Origin of the sequence: Aeromonas sp. ASNIH2 (assembly GCF_002934795.1) — a bacterium.
GTDB lineage: Bacteria > Pseudomonadota > Gammaproteobacteria > Enterobacterales > Aeromonadaceae > Aeromonas > Aeromonas caviae.
This window is the reverse complement of record NZ_CP026406.1, coordinates 4,454,263-4,469,599: the sequence shown is the minus strand read 5'-3', so window position 1 is coordinate 4,469,599 and position 15,337 is coordinate 4,454,263. Positions and strand designations below refer to the sequence as shown.

Genomic DNA, 15,337 nt, shown 5'->3' with positions numbered 1-15,337 from the left:
CTCTATTTAAATTTTAATAGCATTGAGTTTTTTGATAATGCTTGCTGAACGTCCAAGATAAGCAGCCTTTCCCGAGAGAAGCCTAAATAAACTGATCTTTAGTTTTTGCCTTTGTTGTTTATAATCATCAGTCGAATGCCATGCATCCCAACAGTGATCATAAAATTCATCCATTGAGGCTAACATCAAATCACTCCCAAACCATTTAGTCCCGAATTCGATAAGCGTAACAAAGGTCGGGGATAACATATCCTGTTCACGTTTAGTTAATTCTTTATCACTCATTTATTCTTAGCTCTGCTTTTACGTTTATTATTAATTTTCTCTTGAAGCTCTGAATCTAAAGGTTTATACGAACCGAGATAATAGGAATTAAAATACAACTTTCCAGAGATAACAAGACGTTTAGCGAGCAAGCTATATTTATGGTGTGCTGGTAACACAATCCCTGTTTCTAAACATATAACTTCACATGCTGAATAAGTATTGACACTCCTATTCTTATTAACTGTATAACTATAAATTCCTATAACGATTGGTAACTCTCGGTGTACGTAGTAATCCAAGGGTTTATCAAGGTGCCCCGATTGTCGAGGGATTACCGCCTTGCCACCTGACTTTGTTGTAACCTCTGGCAAACCGTCGTTTTCTTGGTAAAATGTTGTCATATTGTTCCTCGTTAATTGAGCCCTGGGGCTCCAGCACCTTCGATGCTATAATTAATTGGATTTATAAAACCTCCTAGAATGCGTTATTTTAAATAGTTCACCATAAGCAATAGGGTTGCTTGGGCAATATCAAAGAAATGCAATATAGAGCGATACAGGAGGTTTTTAAGGCTATATTTAAGGGGGGTTTAGACTGTGTTGGATTTTAGGATTCGATTATAATTTTCGTATTCTTGTAGACCCGAGAAAAACCAGAATGCAACATGTATTCTTGAAGAGAGCGGTAAGCGCCACGCCTAAAACTCTCACGCTTCCAATAACCACCGACAAGAGAGTATTCTTTAAGAGCTTGATGGATTTCATATTCCATAGCTTTAGCTGCTTGTTGGCTTTGTGCCTCCCAAACATCCAATAGCTTGCAGGATAACTTTGAGTTTGATTCGAGTTGCTCGGCTCGCTGGTCAGGCTGACAGGAATAACCAATCTTGAGATATGGGGCTGATTCTAATGGGGACACTAAACAGCAGTACACATAACCTTTATTATTTTTATGGAATTCTTTAGTTTTAAATGACATTACACCTCTTATTTAAATACAAATTTACGGATTTCTACACCCATTGATTGCATGTCGTTTTGGTCAAACATAACAGCGAGAGTCAACAACAGCTTATCCATTTCTTTCTGGGCTTGTTCCATATCTGCAAGGAATGATAACATCTCATGTTTCTCTGGTTGTTCTGCACTGCTGTTTGCAATAAGGGTTCCGAGATAGTTTAGGTTTTCGGTAGCAATAGACATTATTCGTTCCCTTCTTTTAATTTAGTGGCGATTTGTTTGATTAGAAAATATCGGTTGATTAACTTTTTATCATTGTGGTAATACTCGATTACTTCTTGATTATCCATTTTGTTCCTCTTTTGATTTTAGAAAAAAGAATAGACGACTTCTTTTAAATTGTTTCTTCATTATTCCTCTATTAAAATGGTACATTGTTAAAACATTCGCTGTCTGTGCAGTACCATGCACCGCCCTGGCGATTCTGATAACACTTATCACACAGCCTACCGTCTTCGTCATAGTGAGAGTGTTTTACGGATTTTATGGGTTTGGGCTGGCTGTTAAGTGAGCCGTAAGGCTCGGCACCTCTGGTGCTATTGTACTCCTCGAATGCGGAATCATGAGACACCATGCAATCATCAAGGAATGGGTCATAGAGTTCATCCAGCTCAACACTCACAGGATGTTGGTTGACTGGGTTAGCAATAGGCTGAGTCTCTTTCTGTTGAACTGGCTTGATGTGTAGATTCTTGTTTGGCTGTTTTCTTGTCTGCTGTTCTTCTGTATCTAATGCATTGAAATCTGCCAGCGTCACAAGCTCATAAATCTTTGAGGTTCCTTTCCGACTTGTGGCTTTTACTAATCCCATTTCTTCAAGCTCATCAAGATATTTTTTAACTGTGTTATCACTACCAATACCCAAATTATCTTGAATATGCTTGTATGATGGAAAGACTTTACCGCTCATCATTTGATAATTAAGAAGAAAACAGTAAACTGATTTGTGGTTTAGATTGAAGGTTATTCCATTGATTTTCTTGATCTTATAGATTTCGTCAAAGGCACGGAAAAAGTTAGATTCGGTTTTCTTCTGATTCATTTAGTTCCTCATAGTTCGGGGATAGTTCTTTTTTCTCTGCAATCAATTCGATTAGGTAAGACTGCACTGATTTTGTGCCGCGCTGGCTATTAAAAAAAGCTGTTAAGTGTGCGGGGATGGCTAGATTGATCCGCATTTCATACGTCCTCTTAGGTCTTGAATTTCTTCTTAGGTTTCATTGATTTCAGGACATCTAAAACAGAATCCCAATAATCAAATCTCAACTCATCAACTGCACGGCAGCGATTGGCCGAAGCCCTCGCCAATGCTTTAGTAATACCGTATTTGTTTGCTAACTCTTTTGCTGTGTTATCAGGTGTGTCGTAATAGGCCATTATTCCTCTTTTGTTTTTTGAATATAAAAAATCTGCCGTTGTGCAAGAAGGCACAAAGCATACAGTTTATTTTGTAGGGATATGAAGGAGTTACAAGAAAATGCTTTCTTTTTTCACTTCATAATACATATATTATCATTTAAATTTAAAAAATTCAAGCTTTCATGAAAAAATATAATGCTTTTTCTTACATTTCATGATAGCCACAAAATACATGGCAAGCTATCCATGACAATTTGCATCTGAGGCTTCACACCATCATCAATATAAATCCTGCTGTATTGCTCCAATCTCAATGCTCGCCCTCTTGGGCTACAGCAGCACTACCCAACACAATAGAAGCTCTTAGAGCGCGTCCTATGATGTTATATAGTATGTTGTCATGCATGTATCATACAACACATACAGTTTATATAATGGCATTGCCATATTGAACACAACATATAATTTATAACACAACAAACATATTATATTTTTGTGTTGGCAGTGCATAACAGACTCATGAAGCGTTAGCGTATTGAGTTTGTTATATATTCTTCTATATGTTATAAGAACAATAAGAAACCCATTACATTTTCATTCCATGTGTTCCTTAAACACAAGTATGGAGTGAGTGGCACACGAACATAATATTTGTGTTATCTATTCTTATAAACCACAACAAGGAATGAGTGATAGCGAATGTATTGTTAGTGGTTATTTGTCTTATCTAAATAAATATATAAAACAAGAAATAACACAATCATTACATTATCATTCCATGACTGTGTTTAGGGCGACCACAAGCGAAGCGGTGACGACATTGGATGTTGAGCATAAGCGACAACAGACAAGGGCGAGCCCTATTATTCTTTTAATATCTTTTCTTTTATTCTTTTATTATATCTATTCTTTTACGACGCACATATCTGCGTCACCCCTACGCACACGGGTGCGTCACTACCTACGCATACGTCTGCGTTACCTAGTCTCGCACACGGGTGCGTCACCTACTGTCCCAGTTTCTAGGACACCCTATTTATTATAAGGGGCAAAGTCACCCCTTTTCGTTTTTGTTGGCAATAGGTGACCACTGAGATCGCCGAGATTTATTCCATTGTAAATCCCACAGCTTCATATGCATTAAAATCTGTGATATCAAAATAGTCACCATTTTTAAAATCATTAGTTTTCACTACAAAAACATTTGAACTAAAAAATTTCGCTTCAAATCCTTTAATGTTATGGCAAGAATCTATTATTATAATTTCCTCCTCACTTCCTTCGTAATATTTTGTAGCCGCCTCCCTATCGTTTATAGCATCAATATTAATACCTTTCTCATTAAATTTAAAAACAAAGTAGTTGTTCATCTCTACATTACCTCTTGTGTTGTGTTCCCTATCTCACATGAAACAGGGAGCCCCGAAGGACACCAGCAGAATATTAAAGAGATAATCGTTTGTCAAAGTCCGGGGGAAATATATTTTTCACCTGTAGAAACAGTGAGTTACCCGAATTATTTTTTAATATTTAAAATAATTAATCCCTATCTGTGTTGATGTACTTTGCACACTGCTTTTTAGGCTTGTGTGTTCGAGTAACAATATCACCCCTTGCATTCTCATACGTACAGACAGTTTGATTGTTGATCACCTCATGTTTTATGAGCCTGTATTGTGAATATGCAGAGGCAAAGGCTACAGAACAGAATGTGAGAGATAACAATAAGAGTAATTTTGTGTTCATAGTGCAATCTCCAAAGCTTCTTTGAGTTTGTCTAATGGAACATCACCACCATAGCGATCATAACTGATAGCTTTGTTTGTGTGGCCCAGAATGGCAGCCGCATACTGCAAGGGAATACCCGCAGCTTTTAGCTTGCTTGCTACTGTGTGGCGAAGGCTATGGAAATCTTTGTTAACTGGACGATTGCGACTAAACCACTGCCCAAACAAATGGCTATAGCAGTTGTTCCGATATGGCAGCTCCTTGAACAACCTACCCCCTTTCCTACTTGCTACAAAGTCCAGGAATCCAGCCCCTAACAATTTGCTATGGATTGGGACAAGCCGTTGGCTTGCTTCTGTCTTCAAGCTCTGATCTTCACGTGTAGCTCTGATGTTGAAGCACCAGACACCATTAACCCTCTCTATATCATCACTGTAGAGCTGGCAGGCTTCATTAGAACGCAATCCATGGTATCGCCCTATCATGGCGATGAACATGCGCCACGGCTCTTGCTCCTTGGCCCATGAATCGAACAGTTTCAACTCTGGATCTGTGTAGCCAGTTCGAACATTGACCTCTTTGACCCGCTTGAGCTTCAGACCCTTGAAGATGTCTGTAGTTTGCTCAGTGTGATCTGATAGCCAACTAAACAACAAACTCAGTTTTTGAATGTACTTATTTATTGTGGTCGGCGACTTGCCAGAACCCAACAGCCAAGTTTTGAACGCTACAGCATCGGCCTTTGTGTACTCAGACAGACCCTTATCACCAACGTGTTCAATAAAGGTGTTGATGTAGTTTTGTTGGTTCTTGGTCTCTTTAGGAGCCCATGACAATTGCTTTTCAGCAATGTATGACTCTACGTGACCGGAAAGCTTGTCTTCTTGGTCTGGTTGAATTTGGTTGTGTTCGGAAGGTACAGCGGGGGATTCGACCCCAGAGGGGCATACAGCTTCGCTGCTGGTGCTTGTAGGGATGTGAACGTGCCCGTTTAGCGGGGGATGTTGTGTCGTTGAGGCTTCAGCTTCAAACCCAACGGGTTTAGACATGACATCACGGCAAGCAGCATCGGAGATGCATACAGCTTGCTGCACATCAGGGCTGGAATGATTGAAGTGAATTTGAAGTGCCAAGAGCTGGGCTTGTGCCTTGTCTCTTGTTTTGAGGGATTTACGGAAGGTCTGACGACGACCATTGCACATGGTCACTCGTTGGTAGTAGTAAATTCCGTTTCTATTCAGTAAGTACATGGCACCTCCTATGAGGATTGTGTGCCAGTTTGTGTGACAGTGATACACAAACAGCTTGCCTTCAACAAGCTAAGTTACTGATCTTAAACGGGAATGGCAGAAACAGGTGGTGGCCCTACCAGCCACATCCCGGCACTCGAGTCCCCCGCCTTGGCTGCTACCTTCCGGTCCTGACCAGGTCGACGGGTTATCAATGCGAGAGGACCAATAGGACCACCGGCGAGGAGAATAGGCAAACTGGCCCCTCAATGCAATGGCTTTCTACCGCATCGCGAGCCGTTCGCCTTATTTTTCAACAATCTGGCCAAGGGTTCAGCTAAAGAGCATGAATTTGGCACCCACCAGCAACATGAGCAGGGCAAAGGCCTGCTTGAGCCGCCGGGGTGACATTCTGTGTGCCAGTCTGGCGCCCAGACGGGCAAACTGGGTGCTGGTGAGCACGATGCCAAGCAGGGCCGGCAGATAGATGAATCCGACGCTCCACTCGGGCAGATCGACGTCTCCCCAACCGGCATAGAGGTAGCTGAGGCTGCCTGCCAGGGCGATGGGCATGCTGCAGGCGGCGGAGGCGGCCACGGCGTTGCGCATGGGCACCGAATTCCAGGTGAGGTAAGGCACGGTCAGCGAGCCGCCACCGATGCCGAACAAGGCCGACATCCAGCCGATGACGGTGCCGGCGATCCCGGTACCAAGGGGGCCCGGCATGTGTCGCTCCGCTTTTGGCCTCAGATTGAGCCCCATCTGCAGGGCCATGGTCCAGGCGAAGCAGCCGATGATGATGTTGAGGGTGCTGGCGCTCAGCAGGTTGGCGGTCATGCCGCCGAGCCAGGCACCGACCAGCATGCCGGCGCCCAGGCGCCGTATCATTCCCCAGTCCACCGCCCCGGCCTCCTGGTGCGCACGCAGGGAGCTGAAACCGGTGAAGATCATGGTGGGCAGCGAGGTGCCGAGGGCCAGATGGGTGATGATCTCCGGCGCCACGCCCTGTGCGTGAAAACTCAGGACCAGCACGGGGACGATGATGAGTCCGCCGCCGATACCGAACAGCCCGGCCAGCATGCCCGCGAAGGCGCCCAACACCAGATAGCCCACAAACAGCATAAACATTCCTTCAATAACGAAACAGCGGTCAACTTGACCGCCATTATCCATAAAAAAGAGATGGCATCTTGCCATCTCTTTATTGTGCCGATTAATGCAGGGGAATGGTACCGTCCATCACCTTGTAGAACGCCAGCACGGCGCAACCGAGCAGGGCTGCCGTCATCCCCTGCTCCAGCCGGTTGAGGCTGCGCAGGCCGTGGTGCTGGCGCGCCTTCCAGTAGATGAAAATCCCCGGGCTGTAGAGCAGCGCCACCAGCAAGAGGTACTCCACCCCGGCGGCATAGACCAGCCAGCAGCCATAGACAGTGGCCACCAGGGCCAACAGCAGGTCGCGCTTGCGCTGATGGGGCTGGCCCGCGTAGGTCTCCCCTTTCAACGCCAGCTTGAGGCCGTAAGCACCGGAGAAGACATAGGGCACCAGGGCCGCCGAGGTGGCGATGTTCACCAGCGCCAGATAGGTGCTGTTCTGGAAGTAGATGATGATGAGGAAGATCTGCACCAGGCAGGTGGAGCACCAGAGCGACACCTTGGGGGAGCCGTTCTTGTTCTCCTTGGCGAACCAGGCCGGGAAAACCCCGGTCTTGCCGGCTATGTAGGGCACTTCCGCCGCCAGCACGGTCCAGCTCAGCAGGGCCCCCATCACCGAGATCACCAGGCCGATGTTGATGAGCCAGGCGCCCCAGGGGCCGACCACTGCTTCCAGGATCATGGCGGTGGAGGGGTTCTTGAGGGCCGCCAGTTGCGGCTGGTTCATGACCCCCAGGGAGAACAGGGTGACCATGACGTAGAGCGCCAGGGCGCCGAGCAGCGCCAGCACGGTGGCGCGGCCCACATCCTTGCGATGGCGGGCACGGGCGGATACCACCACGGCCCCCTCGATGCCGATGAAGACCCAGAGGGTCACCTTCATGGTGGACTTGACCTGATCCATCACGGAGCCGAGCTCGGGACTCCCCTGCCCCCAGAGATCCAGGGTGAAGGTCTCCATGTTGAAAGCGAGCAAGATGGCTACGCAGAAGACGATGAGGGGCACCATCTTGGCGATGGTGGTGACGATGTTCACCAGCGCCGCCACCTGGATGCCGCGCAGCACCAGGGCATGCACCGACCAGATGAGCAGAGAAGCGAGCGTGATGGCGACCGGGGTATTGCCGTCACCGAAGATGACATTGTCCGGCGTGTCGAAGAAGTAGCTCAGCGCACTGAACACCACGATGGCGTAGGAGACGTTGGCCAGCAGCTGGCACAGCCAGTAACCCCAGGCGGCGTTGAAGCCGACGAAATCCCCGAACCCTGCCTTGGCGTAGCTGAAGATGCCGCCATCGAGATCCGGTCGACGCATGGAGAGATTCTGGTAGACCAGGGCGAGGCAGATCATGCCGATCCCCGTGATGGCCCATCCCAGGGCGACGGCCCCGGCACTGGCGTGCGCTGCGATGTTTTGCGGCAGACTGAAAACCCCGGCACCGACCATGGAGCCGATCACCAGCGAAATGAGGGCACCCAGCCCCAGTTTCTTGTCCATCTCAAACCTGTTTTATTAGGCGGCGGCTGAGCATCCGTATTCATACAGCGCGCGACATGGGAGGGGCTAGAAATCCGTACCCCGTGAAAAAGGCGGCAACTATATTGCATGACTATTCCGGCCGCAATCCCTCTTGCCGTCAATCATGAGCCGCCTTGACCGCGCGCAATTTTACAGCACTGACCCGGGGTGCCTGTGAGCTGGTTCAAATTAAGAAAGACCCGTTGATATTTCACGACTTTTCATGATGCCGCCCCGCTTTTCAAAAGCCGGACCTGCATGGCTATGCATCCTTGCGCTGGGGCCTGTCTCCTGCAAAAACGCCCCTGCAGGAGGGGCGTCAGAGAGGGTATGTGCAGGGGGGACTAGAGCCTCAAGCCGCCGTCCAGCTCGATCATCCGCCCCGACAGATAGTCGTTGGCAAGGATGAACTGCACCGTCTGGGCCAGCTGCGCCGCCTGCCCCAGGGTGCCCACCGGGATGGCCTGCTGCATGCGGGCCATGGCTTCGGGTTTCATCGCCGCCGTCATGTCGGTGGCAAAGACGCCGGGGGCGATGCCCATCACCCGGATGCCGTGACGGGCCAGCTCCTTCCCCCAGGTGACCACCAGAGAGGCCACCCCCGCCTTGCTGGCGGCATAGTTGCTCTGGCCCATGTTGCCGGCCCGGGCGATGGAGGAGATGTTGATGATGACGCCCCCCTCCCCGCCGGTGGCCATCAGCGCCGCCCCCTCGCGCCCGCACAGGAAAGTGCCGGTGAGGTTGACGTCGATGACGCTCTGCCACTGGGCCAGGCTCATCTTCTCCGTCAGTGACCCCTCCTTCACCTTGATCAGCATGCCGTCGCGCAGGATGCCGGCACAGTTGACGAGGCCGTGCAGGGCCCCGAACTGATCCTTGATGGCGGCGAAGGTCGCCTCGACCTCCAGCTCGCTTGCCACGTTGCAGACGAACAGGGCGCAGCGGCCGTCACGGCTGCGCACTTCCGCCTCGGTCACCTCCAGATCGGTGCGGTTGACGTCGATGAGTGCAAGCACGGCACCTTGCTCCGCCAGACTCAGGGCGATGGCGCGGCCTAGCCCCCTGCCCGCCCCCGTGATGGCGATGACTTTCCGTGTGATATCCATAAATGCTCCTGGTGAGATGGCCGGTGACTGTCGAGTCAAAGACTATCGGGTAAATAGGTAGATAACGGCCCTTAACCCGGCGCTGTCTTGTCCCGATAGAGCTCGAGGATGCTGGAGAAATCCTTGTTCTCCTGGCCCAGGCTCACGTGCAGGTTGAAGAGGTTGCGGGCCAGGGCACCCATGGGCACGGCGCTGTGGGCATGTTCCGCCAACGCCATGGCGAGCCCCAAATCTTTGACCATCAGCCGGGTCATAAAGCCCCCTGTATACCCACGGGATGCCGGCACGTTCTCCATCACCCCGGGCCAGGGGTTGTAGCGCTCAAGGCTCCAGTTGTTGCCCGAACTCTTGCCCATGATGGTGGAGAGCACGGCGGGATCCAGCCCTTCCTTGACCCCGAGCGCCAGCGCCTCGGCGGTGCCCGCCATGTGGATGGCGAGCAGCATGTTGTTGCACATCTTGGCGATCTGGCCAGCGCCGAGGGCCCCGGCGTGAAACAGGTTCTGCCCCATGCAGGCGAGCACGGGTCTGGCCGCTTCAAAATCCGCTTGTTCGCCGCCGACGATGAAAGTGAGCGTGCCCGCCGCCGCACCGGCCACGCCTCCCGAGACGGGTGCATCGAGAAAACGGATGCCGCGCGCCTTCGCCGCCGCCCCCACCTGACGGGCCGAGGCCACGTCTATGGTGGAGCAGTCGATGACCAGGGCGCCGGGCGACAGGGCCGTCAGCAGATCCTGGCCGCCCCGCTCACCGGCACTCTCCCCCAGCCAGAGGCTGCGCACGTGCTCGCCCGCTGGCAGCATGCTGATGACCAGCTCGCAGCCGCTCACAGCTTCCCGGGCATTGCCGGTGGCGAGGCAGCCGGCCTCGATGGCGCGGTTCAGGCTCTCGGGCACCAGATCAAACACCTGCACCCTGTGCCCCGCCCTGGCCAGGTTGGCGGCCATGGGGCCCCCCATGTTGCCAAGCCCGATAAACCCAATCCTTGTCATGGTGTGCTCCTTGTGTGTGATCCCGCGTCAGCGGGGGCGCAAGGGGTTGTCACCCTCGGGCCAGCGATAGAAGACATCCAGCCAGGCCTCCCCCGCCTGCGGGGCCTGCCAGCGGGGTGATTTGTCCTTGTCGATGAGCAGGGCCCGTACCCCTTCCACAAAATCCCCTTTGAGTACGCAGTTGACCGAGAGGGCCAACTCGTCGGCAAACACCTCGGCCAGGGACTGGCGCCGTGCCTGCCAGAACTGGCGCCAGAGAATGGCGCGGCTGATGGGGCTGCCGCGAAGGCAGGTCTCCCGCCCCTGAGCCAGCCCCGGTTCATCCAGCTCGGCGTCCTCGAGGCGTGCCAGCACCCCTTGCAGGGAGCGGCCGGCCAACAGCGCATCGATGCGGGCCTGGTGGGGCAGCAGTACGGGAGGCGGCAATGCCTGACCAGGGGCCTCCTGCAAATCGGTGAGCAGCGCCTCGATCTGCTCGCAGGGGTCACCTGCGGACCAGTCGAGGGCGGCGAGGCACGCCGGCAGCTCCGCCCGCTCGCGGCTCGCCATGGCATGATCCGCGAGCCCCAGGCCGATGGCGTCCGCCCCGTTGAAGCGGGCACCGGTGAGGCCGAGCCAGAGTCCGAGCCGCCCCGGCATCCTGCTCAAAAACCAGCTGGCCCCCACGTCCGGATAGAGGCCTATGGTCACCTCCGGCATGGCGAACAGGCTCTTCTCGGTCACCACCCGGAACCCGGCCCCGGCAAAGAGACCGATGCCGCCCCCCATGCAGATGCCGTCCGCCACGCAGACAAGGGGCTTGCTATAGCGATGGATGTGGTGATCGAGCCGGTACTCCTGCTGGAAGAAATCGCGGGCATAGCCAAACAGTGCCGACTCGCTCGCCTCCTGCTTGCGGTAGTAGAAGGAGCGGATGTCGCCACCGGCGCAGAATGCCTTCTCGCCGGCCCCTTGCAACAACACGCAGACGATGGCCGGATCCTGCTCCCAGCGGGTCAACGCCCCCTGCAACAACTGGATCATCTCAAGGCTCAGGGCGTTGAGGGAGGCGGGGCTGTCCAGAGTCAGCATGCCGATGCGGCGACCATCCGCCGTGGGGCGGGTCTCGATGCGCACGGGCTCACTCATGGGCAGCCCCCGCAGACCGGGTATCTGCCCCTGCGACATGGCGGGTCGCCATCATTACCTCATTCATCCTTCACTCCCTCACTCTTTCGGTTTGGATTGGTCGTAACGCCAGCGCGGGGCGCGCTTCTCCAGGAAGGCCGCCACCCCTTCGCGCTGGTTGGCATCGTCAAACAGGGCGAGAAAGAGTCTGCGCTCGAGTGGCAGCGCCGCGTCCCTGTGGGTGCTTCGCCCCTGATTGATGAGCTGTTTGCAGGCACGCAGGGCGCTCGGGCTCTGGCGCTCCACCAGCTGGGCCATCTGCTGCGCCGCCTCCCAGGCGTGCCCCTCGGTCACCACCTCCTCCACCAGCCCCATCTCGTAGGCCAGGGTGGCGCTCACCTTCTCGCCGCAGAGGATCATCCGCTTGGCCCAGCCCGGCCCCACCAGCTCGGTGAGGCGCTGGGTGCCGCCAGCACAGGGCAGGAGCCCCACCGAGGCCTCCGGCAACCCCAGCTTGGCCTGCTGCTCGGCGATGCGGATGTCGCAGGCCAGCGCGACTTCGAGCCCCCCTCCCATGGCATAGCCGTTGATGGCGGCGATGCTGACCCCGTGAAAGCGGGCCAGCGCCTCGAAGGCGTGGCCAAAAGCCTCGGCCACCTCGCGGGCATGCGCCAGGCTGCAGTCGGCGAACATCTTGAGATCGGCGCCAGCGCAGAAGAATTTCTCTCCGGCACCGCGGATCACCAGGGCCACCACGTCGGGGCGACCATCCAGCTCCACCATCATCTGCAAGAAGGCTTTCAGGCTGGCGAGCGTCCAGGTGTTGGCGGGTGGGTGATCGAGGGTGATGTAGGCCACGTGGCCGTGATATTCGAGCCTGATCCTTGTCATTGCGTTGTCCTTGTCAAAAAAACTGCCCCATGATGACAGGGTTGAATGGAGCCAACCTGCACCTGGCTCACAAAGCATGAGGACGCGCCGACTGCGTCCTCAGAGCAGGCCCCTCCCGCTACTCCAGCGACAGGCCGGGGTCGGCCAGCAGGTGGCGGGCGATGATGAGCCGCATCACTTCATTCGTCCCTTCCAGAATGCGGTGCACCCGGGTGTCGCGCAGATAGCGCTCAAGCGGATACTCGCGGATATAACCATAGCCGCCAAAGAGTTGCAGGGCGTCGTCGCAGATGCGGTGCCCCACGTCGGTGGCAAAACGCTTGGCCATGGCGCACCAGGCACTCTTGTCCGGGCTGCCCTCATCGAGTTTGGCGGCCGCCTGGCGCACCAGCAGGCGGGCAGCGGCGAGCTCGGTGGCCATGTCGGCAAGGCGAAACTGCACGCTCTGGAATTCGCTGATCGGGTGTCCAAATTGCTGACGCTGGCGCACGTGCTCCAACGCGTCGTCCAGGGCCTGCTGGGCGGTGCCCAGCGAACAGCTGGCGATGTTGATGCGCCCCCCATCGAGCGCCTGCATGGCGAACTTGAACCCTTCCCCCTCCTCCCCCAGCCGGAAGCGAGCGGGAATGCGCACGGCATTGAAGTTCACCTCCCGGGTCGGCTGGCTGTTCCAGCCCATCTTTTCCTCCGCCTTGCCGTAGCTCACGCCGGGGGTCTGGGCCGGTACCATGAAGGCAGAGATCCCCTTGGCCCCCTCACCACTGGTGCGGGCCATCACCACCAGCACGTCTGTGCTGCCAGCGCCCGAGATGAACACCTTGCTGCCGTCGAGGAGGTAATCCGCGCCATCGCGCACGGCGCGGGTCTTGAGGGCCGCGGCGTCGGAGCCCGCCCCCGGCTCGGTGAGGCAGTAGGATCCCAGCAGCTCGCCGCTGGCGAGCCTCGGTACCCACTCCTCGGCCACCTCGGCAGGCAGCCAACTGCCCAGCATCCAGCTCACCATGTTGTGGATAGTGAGATAGGCGGTGGTGGAGGTGCAGCCCATGGCGAGGCGCTCGAAGATGAGGCTGGTATCGAGCCGGCTCAGGCCCAGGCCGTCATACTGCTCCGGGGTATAGAGGCCGCACAGGCCCAGCGCTGCCGCCTGCTTGATGGTGGGGATGGGGAACTTGTGCTCCCTGTCCCAGCGCGCGGCATGGGGTTTGAGCGCCAGATCGGCGAAGGCGCCGGCCGACTCGACACAGGCCCGTTGGGATTCGGTCAGGGTAAAATCCATCTTGTTCGCTTCCTTTGTACTTGTTCCGTCGATCCGTTGCTGTCAATGGGGGCGCCCGGGCAAAGTGGGCAACCTGCCATCAGCGCAGCTGAATGGTCATATTGGGGCCGCTGGGAATGTCTTCGTCGAACCAGCGCTCCGTCACCGTCTTGGTCTCGGTGTAAAAACGCACCGCCTGTTTGCCGTAGGCGTGCAGATCCCCGTAGAAAGAGCCGCGCCAGCCGGTGAAGGAGAAGAACGGCAGCGGCACCGGGATGGGCACGTTGATCCCCACCTGGCCCACCGCCACCTCGTGACGGAACTTGCGGGCGGCGGCGCCACAGCCGGTGAAGAGGGAGGTGCCGTTGCCATAGGGATTGTCGTTGATGAGGGTGAGCGCCTCATCGAGGCTCCCCACCTCGAGGCAGGCCAGCACAGGCCCGAAGATCTCCTCCTTGTAGATGCGCATCTCGGGGGTCACGCCGCGAAACAGGGTCGGCCCCACCCAGTTGCCCACCGGGTAGCCGGGTACGTCGCAAAAACGGCCGTCCAGCAGGCACTCGGCTCCCTCGGCAATCCCCGCCTCGATAAGCCCCTCCACCCTGACTTTCGCCTCCGGGCTGATGAGGGGGCCGTAGGCGGCTTCGGGATCGTGCCAGACGCCGGGTTTCACCTTGGCGAACTCGGCGGCGAGCTCGGGGATCCACTCCCTGGCGCTCCCCACGAACACCGCCACGCTGATGGCCATGCAGCGCTGACCGGCGGCGCCGACCCCGGCTCCCACGAGGTTGCCGAGTACCTGCGCCTTGTTGGCATCCGGCATGATCACCATGTGGTTCTTGGCACCGACAAAACACTGGGCCCGCTTGAGCTGCGACGTGGCGCTGCGATAGACGTGGCCGCCGACCCGGGCTGAGCCCACGAAACTGACTGCCTTGACATCGGGATGGGCCAGCAGCGCATCCACCTGCTCGGCGCCCCCGTGCACCACGCTGAGGATGCCCGCAGGCGCCCCCGCCTCGGTGAACAGCTCGGCCAGCCGCATGGGGGTGAGCGGATCCTGCTCGGAGGGCTTGAGCACGAAGCCGTTGCCGCAGGCCACCGCCAGCGGGAACATCCAGAGCGGGATCATGGCTGGAAAGTTGAACGGCGTGATGCCGACGCAGACCCCGAGGGGCTGCACCCAGGAGTGACCGTCGACCCGGCGCGCCACGTTGCCCATGGTCTCCCCCAGGGTCTGGCTGGCAATGGCGCAAGCCTGCTCCACCACCTCGATGCCTCGCCACACATCCCCTTTGGCATCCGCCAGATTCTTGCCGGTTTCCTGGGCCAGCAGGGTCGCCAGCTCGTCGTGATGCACTTTCAACAGATGCTGGTAGTTGAACATCACCCGAGCCCGCTCGGGGGCCGGCACTTCTCGCCACAGCAGATAGGCGTCGTGGGCGGTGCGCACCGCCAGCTCAATTTCCGCAGAGGTAGCTTTCGGCACCCGCGCCAGCAGACTCTGATCCGCCGGGTTGGTCACCTCTATCCACTCGTCACTTGCGGACGGACACGCCTCGCCACCGATGTAGAGCGGCAGATCCCCGTACTGGGTGTGATGCTGGCTCATGCCCCCCTCCTAGCCCGTTGGCAGGCGATGGCAGGCCACCCTGGGCCGGCCACATCCATGTTGCTGTTGCACATCCTGTTCACTCCTTGCGCTCCTCTGCC

16 protein-coding genes and 1 other RNA gene are annotated in these 15,337 nt (G+C 55.4%); all 17 read right to left on the bottom strand.

Annotated features, from left to right (window positions below; genetic code table 11):
* Positions 1 to 6 precede the first annotated feature (6 nt).
* Positions 7 to 285: a hypothetical protein gene (locus C3F36_RS23465; protein WP_158656178.1), complete on the bottom strand. Its 279-nt coding sequence runs from the start codon at positions 283 to 285 to the stop codon at positions 7 to 9.
* Positions 282 to 668: a hypothetical protein gene (locus C3F36_RS23460; RefSeq protein ID WP_158656177.1), complete on the bottom strand. Its 387-nt coding sequence runs from the start codon at positions 666 to 668 to the stop codon at positions 282 to 284. The genes C3F36_RS23465 and C3F36_RS23460 overlap by 4 nt, the downstream gene beginning before the upstream one ends.
* A gap of 205 nt (positions 669 to 873) precedes the next feature.
* Positions 874 to 1,245: a GIY-YIG nuclease family protein gene (locus C3F36_RS21250; protein ID WP_104455869.1), complete on the bottom strand. Its 372-nt coding sequence runs from the start codon at positions 1,243 to 1,245 to the stop codon at positions 874 to 876.
* Positions 1,246 to 1,253: 8 nt separating this feature from the next.
* On the bottom strand, positions 1,254 to 1,469 hold the full coding sequence (locus tag C3F36_RS21245; RefSeq protein ID WP_104455868.1) for a hypothetical protein: 216 nt from the start codon (positions 1,467 to 1,469) through the stop codon (positions 1,254 to 1,256).
* 178 nt (positions 1,470 to 1,647) lie between these two features.
* The gene (locus tag C3F36_RS21240) at positions 1,648 to 2,328 is read right to left on the bottom strand and encodes a helix-turn-helix domain-containing protein (RefSeq protein ID WP_100653801.1); all 681 of its coding nucleotides are present in this window, start codon (positions 2,326 to 2,328) and stop codon (positions 1,648 to 1,650) included.
* A gap of 149 nt (positions 2,329 to 2,477) precedes the next feature.
* Positions 2,478 to 2,663, bottom strand: a complete 186-nt coding sequence (locus C3F36_RS23455; RefSeq protein ID WP_100653802.1) for a hypothetical protein — start codon at positions 2,661 to 2,663, stop codon at positions 2,478 to 2,480.
* A 1,088-nt stretch (positions 2,664 to 3,751) separates the two neighbouring features.
* Positions 3,752 to 4,015, bottom strand: a complete 264-nt coding sequence (locus C3F36_RS21235; RefSeq protein ID WP_100653803.1) for a hypothetical protein — start codon at positions 4,013 to 4,015, stop codon at positions 3,752 to 3,754.
* Positions 4,016 to 4,387: 372 nt separating this feature from the next.
* Positions 4,388 to 5,623, bottom strand: coding sequence for a site-specific integrase (locus C3F36_RS21230; RefSeq protein ID WP_233759682.1), 1,236 nt, complete (start codon positions 5,621 to 5,623; stop codon positions 4,388 to 4,390).
* 113 nt (positions 5,624 to 5,736) lie between these two features.
* An RNA gene (ffs, locus tag C3F36_RS21225) (signal recognition particle sRNA small type) lies at positions 5,737 to 5,833 on the bottom strand.
* A gap of 102 nt (positions 5,834 to 5,935) precedes the next feature.
* Entirely contained in the window at positions 5,936 to 6,724 is a 789-nt protein-coding gene (locus C3F36_RS21220) for a sulfite exporter TauE/SafE family protein (RefSeq protein WP_045524789.1), read from the bottom strand.
* A gap of 91 nt (positions 6,725 to 6,815) precedes the next feature.
* Positions 6,816 to 8,252: an arginine-ornithine antiporter gene (gene arcD, locus C3F36_RS21215; protein ID WP_010674600.1), complete on the bottom strand. Its 1,437-nt coding sequence runs from the start codon at positions 8,250 to 8,252 to the stop codon at positions 6,816 to 6,818.
* 365 nt (positions 8,253 to 8,617) lie between these two features.
* Positions 8,618 to 9,379, bottom strand: coding sequence for an SDR family oxidoreductase (locus C3F36_RS21210; protein WP_104455867.1), 762 nt, complete (start codon positions 9,377 to 9,379; stop codon positions 8,618 to 8,620).
* Between the two features lie 71 nt (positions 9,380 to 9,450).
* On the bottom strand, positions 9,451 to 10,371 hold the full coding sequence (gene mmsB, locus C3F36_RS21205) for a 3-hydroxyisobutyrate dehydrogenase (RefSeq protein ID WP_104455866.1): 921 nt from the start codon (positions 10,369 to 10,371) through the stop codon (positions 9,451 to 9,453).
* 27 nt (positions 10,372 to 10,398) lie between these two features.
* On the bottom strand, positions 10,399 to 11,499 hold the full coding sequence (locus C3F36_RS21200) for an enoyl-CoA hydratase/isomerase family protein (protein ID WP_104456105.1): 1,101 nt from the start codon (positions 11,497 to 11,499) through the stop codon (positions 10,399 to 10,401).
* A 78-nt stretch (positions 11,500 to 11,577) separates the two neighbouring features.
* A complete protein-coding gene (locus C3F36_RS21195) occupies positions 11,578 to 12,369 on the bottom strand; it encodes an enoyl-CoA hydratase (RefSeq protein WP_104455865.1) in 792 nt (263 codons plus the stop codon).
* A gap of 118 nt (positions 12,370 to 12,487) precedes the next feature.
* Entirely contained in the window at positions 12,488 to 13,645 is a 1,158-nt protein-coding gene (locus C3F36_RS21190) for an acyl-CoA dehydrogenase family protein (protein ID WP_104455864.1), read from the bottom strand.
* A gap of 79 nt (positions 13,646 to 13,724) precedes the next feature.
* Positions 13,725 to 15,236: a CoA-acylating methylmalonate-semialdehyde dehydrogenase gene (locus C3F36_RS21185; protein ID WP_104455863.1), complete on the bottom strand. Its 1,512-nt coding sequence runs from the start codon at positions 15,234 to 15,236 to the stop codon at positions 13,725 to 13,727.
* Positions 15,237 to 15,337: the final 101 nt, after the last annotated feature.

Coding starts and splice junctions, on each gene's coding strand:
- C3F36_RS23465 (WP_158656178.1), bottom strand. CDS start 285: ATGAGTGATAAAGAATTAACTAAACGTGAACAGGATATGTTATCCCCG.
- C3F36_RS23460 (WP_158656177.1), bottom strand. CDS start 668: ATGACAACATTTTACCAAGAAAACGACGGTTTGCCAGAGGTTACAACA.
- C3F36_RS21250 (WP_104455869.1), bottom strand. CDS start 1,245: ATGTCATTTAAAACTAAAGAATTCCATAAAAATAATAAAGGTTATGTG.
- C3F36_RS21245 (WP_104455868.1), bottom strand. CDS start 1,469: ATGTCTATTGCTACCGAAAACCTAAACTATCTCGGAACCCTTATTGCA.
- C3F36_RS21240 (WP_100653801.1), bottom strand. CDS start 2,328: ATGAATCAGAAGAAAACCGAATCTAACTTTTTCCGTGCCTTTGACGAA.
- C3F36_RS23455 (WP_100653802.1), bottom strand. CDS start 2,663: ATGGCCTATTACGACACACCTGATAACACAGCAAAAGAGTTAGCAAAC.
- C3F36_RS21235 (WP_100653803.1), bottom strand. CDS start 4,015: ATGAACAACTACTTTGTTTTTAAATTTAATGAGAAAGGTATTAATATT.
- C3F36_RS21230 (WP_233759682.1), bottom strand. CDS start 5,623: ATGTACTTACTGAATAGAAACGGAATTTACTACTACCAACGAGTGACC.
- C3F36_RS21220 (WP_045524789.1), bottom strand. CDS start 6,724: ATGCTGTTTGTGGGCTATCTGGTGTTGGGCGCCTTCGCGGGCATGCTG.
- arcD (WP_010674600.1), bottom strand. CDS start 8,252: ATGGACAAGAAACTGGGGCTGGGTGCCCTCATTTCGCTGGTGATCGGC.
- C3F36_RS21210 (WP_104455867.1), bottom strand. CDS start 9,379: ATGGATATCACACGGAAAGTCATCGCCATCACGGGGGCGGGCAGGGGG.
- mmsB (WP_104455866.1), bottom strand. CDS start 10,371: ATGACAAGGATTGGGTTTATCGGGCTTGGCAACATGGGGGGCCCCATG.
- C3F36_RS21200 (WP_104456105.1), bottom strand. CDS start 11,499: ATGAGTGAGCCCGTGCGCATCGAGACCCGCCCCACGGCGGATGGTCGC.
- C3F36_RS21195 (WP_104455865.1), bottom strand. CDS start 12,369: ATGACAAGGATCAGGCTCGAATATCACGGCCACGTGGCCTACATCACC.
- C3F36_RS21190 (WP_104455864.1), bottom strand. CDS start 13,645: ATGGATTTTACCCTGACCGAATCCCAACGGGCCTGTGTCGAGTCGGCC.
- C3F36_RS21185 (WP_104455863.1), bottom strand. CDS start 15,236: ATGAGCCAGCATCACACCCAGTACGGGGATCTGCCGCTCTACATCGGT.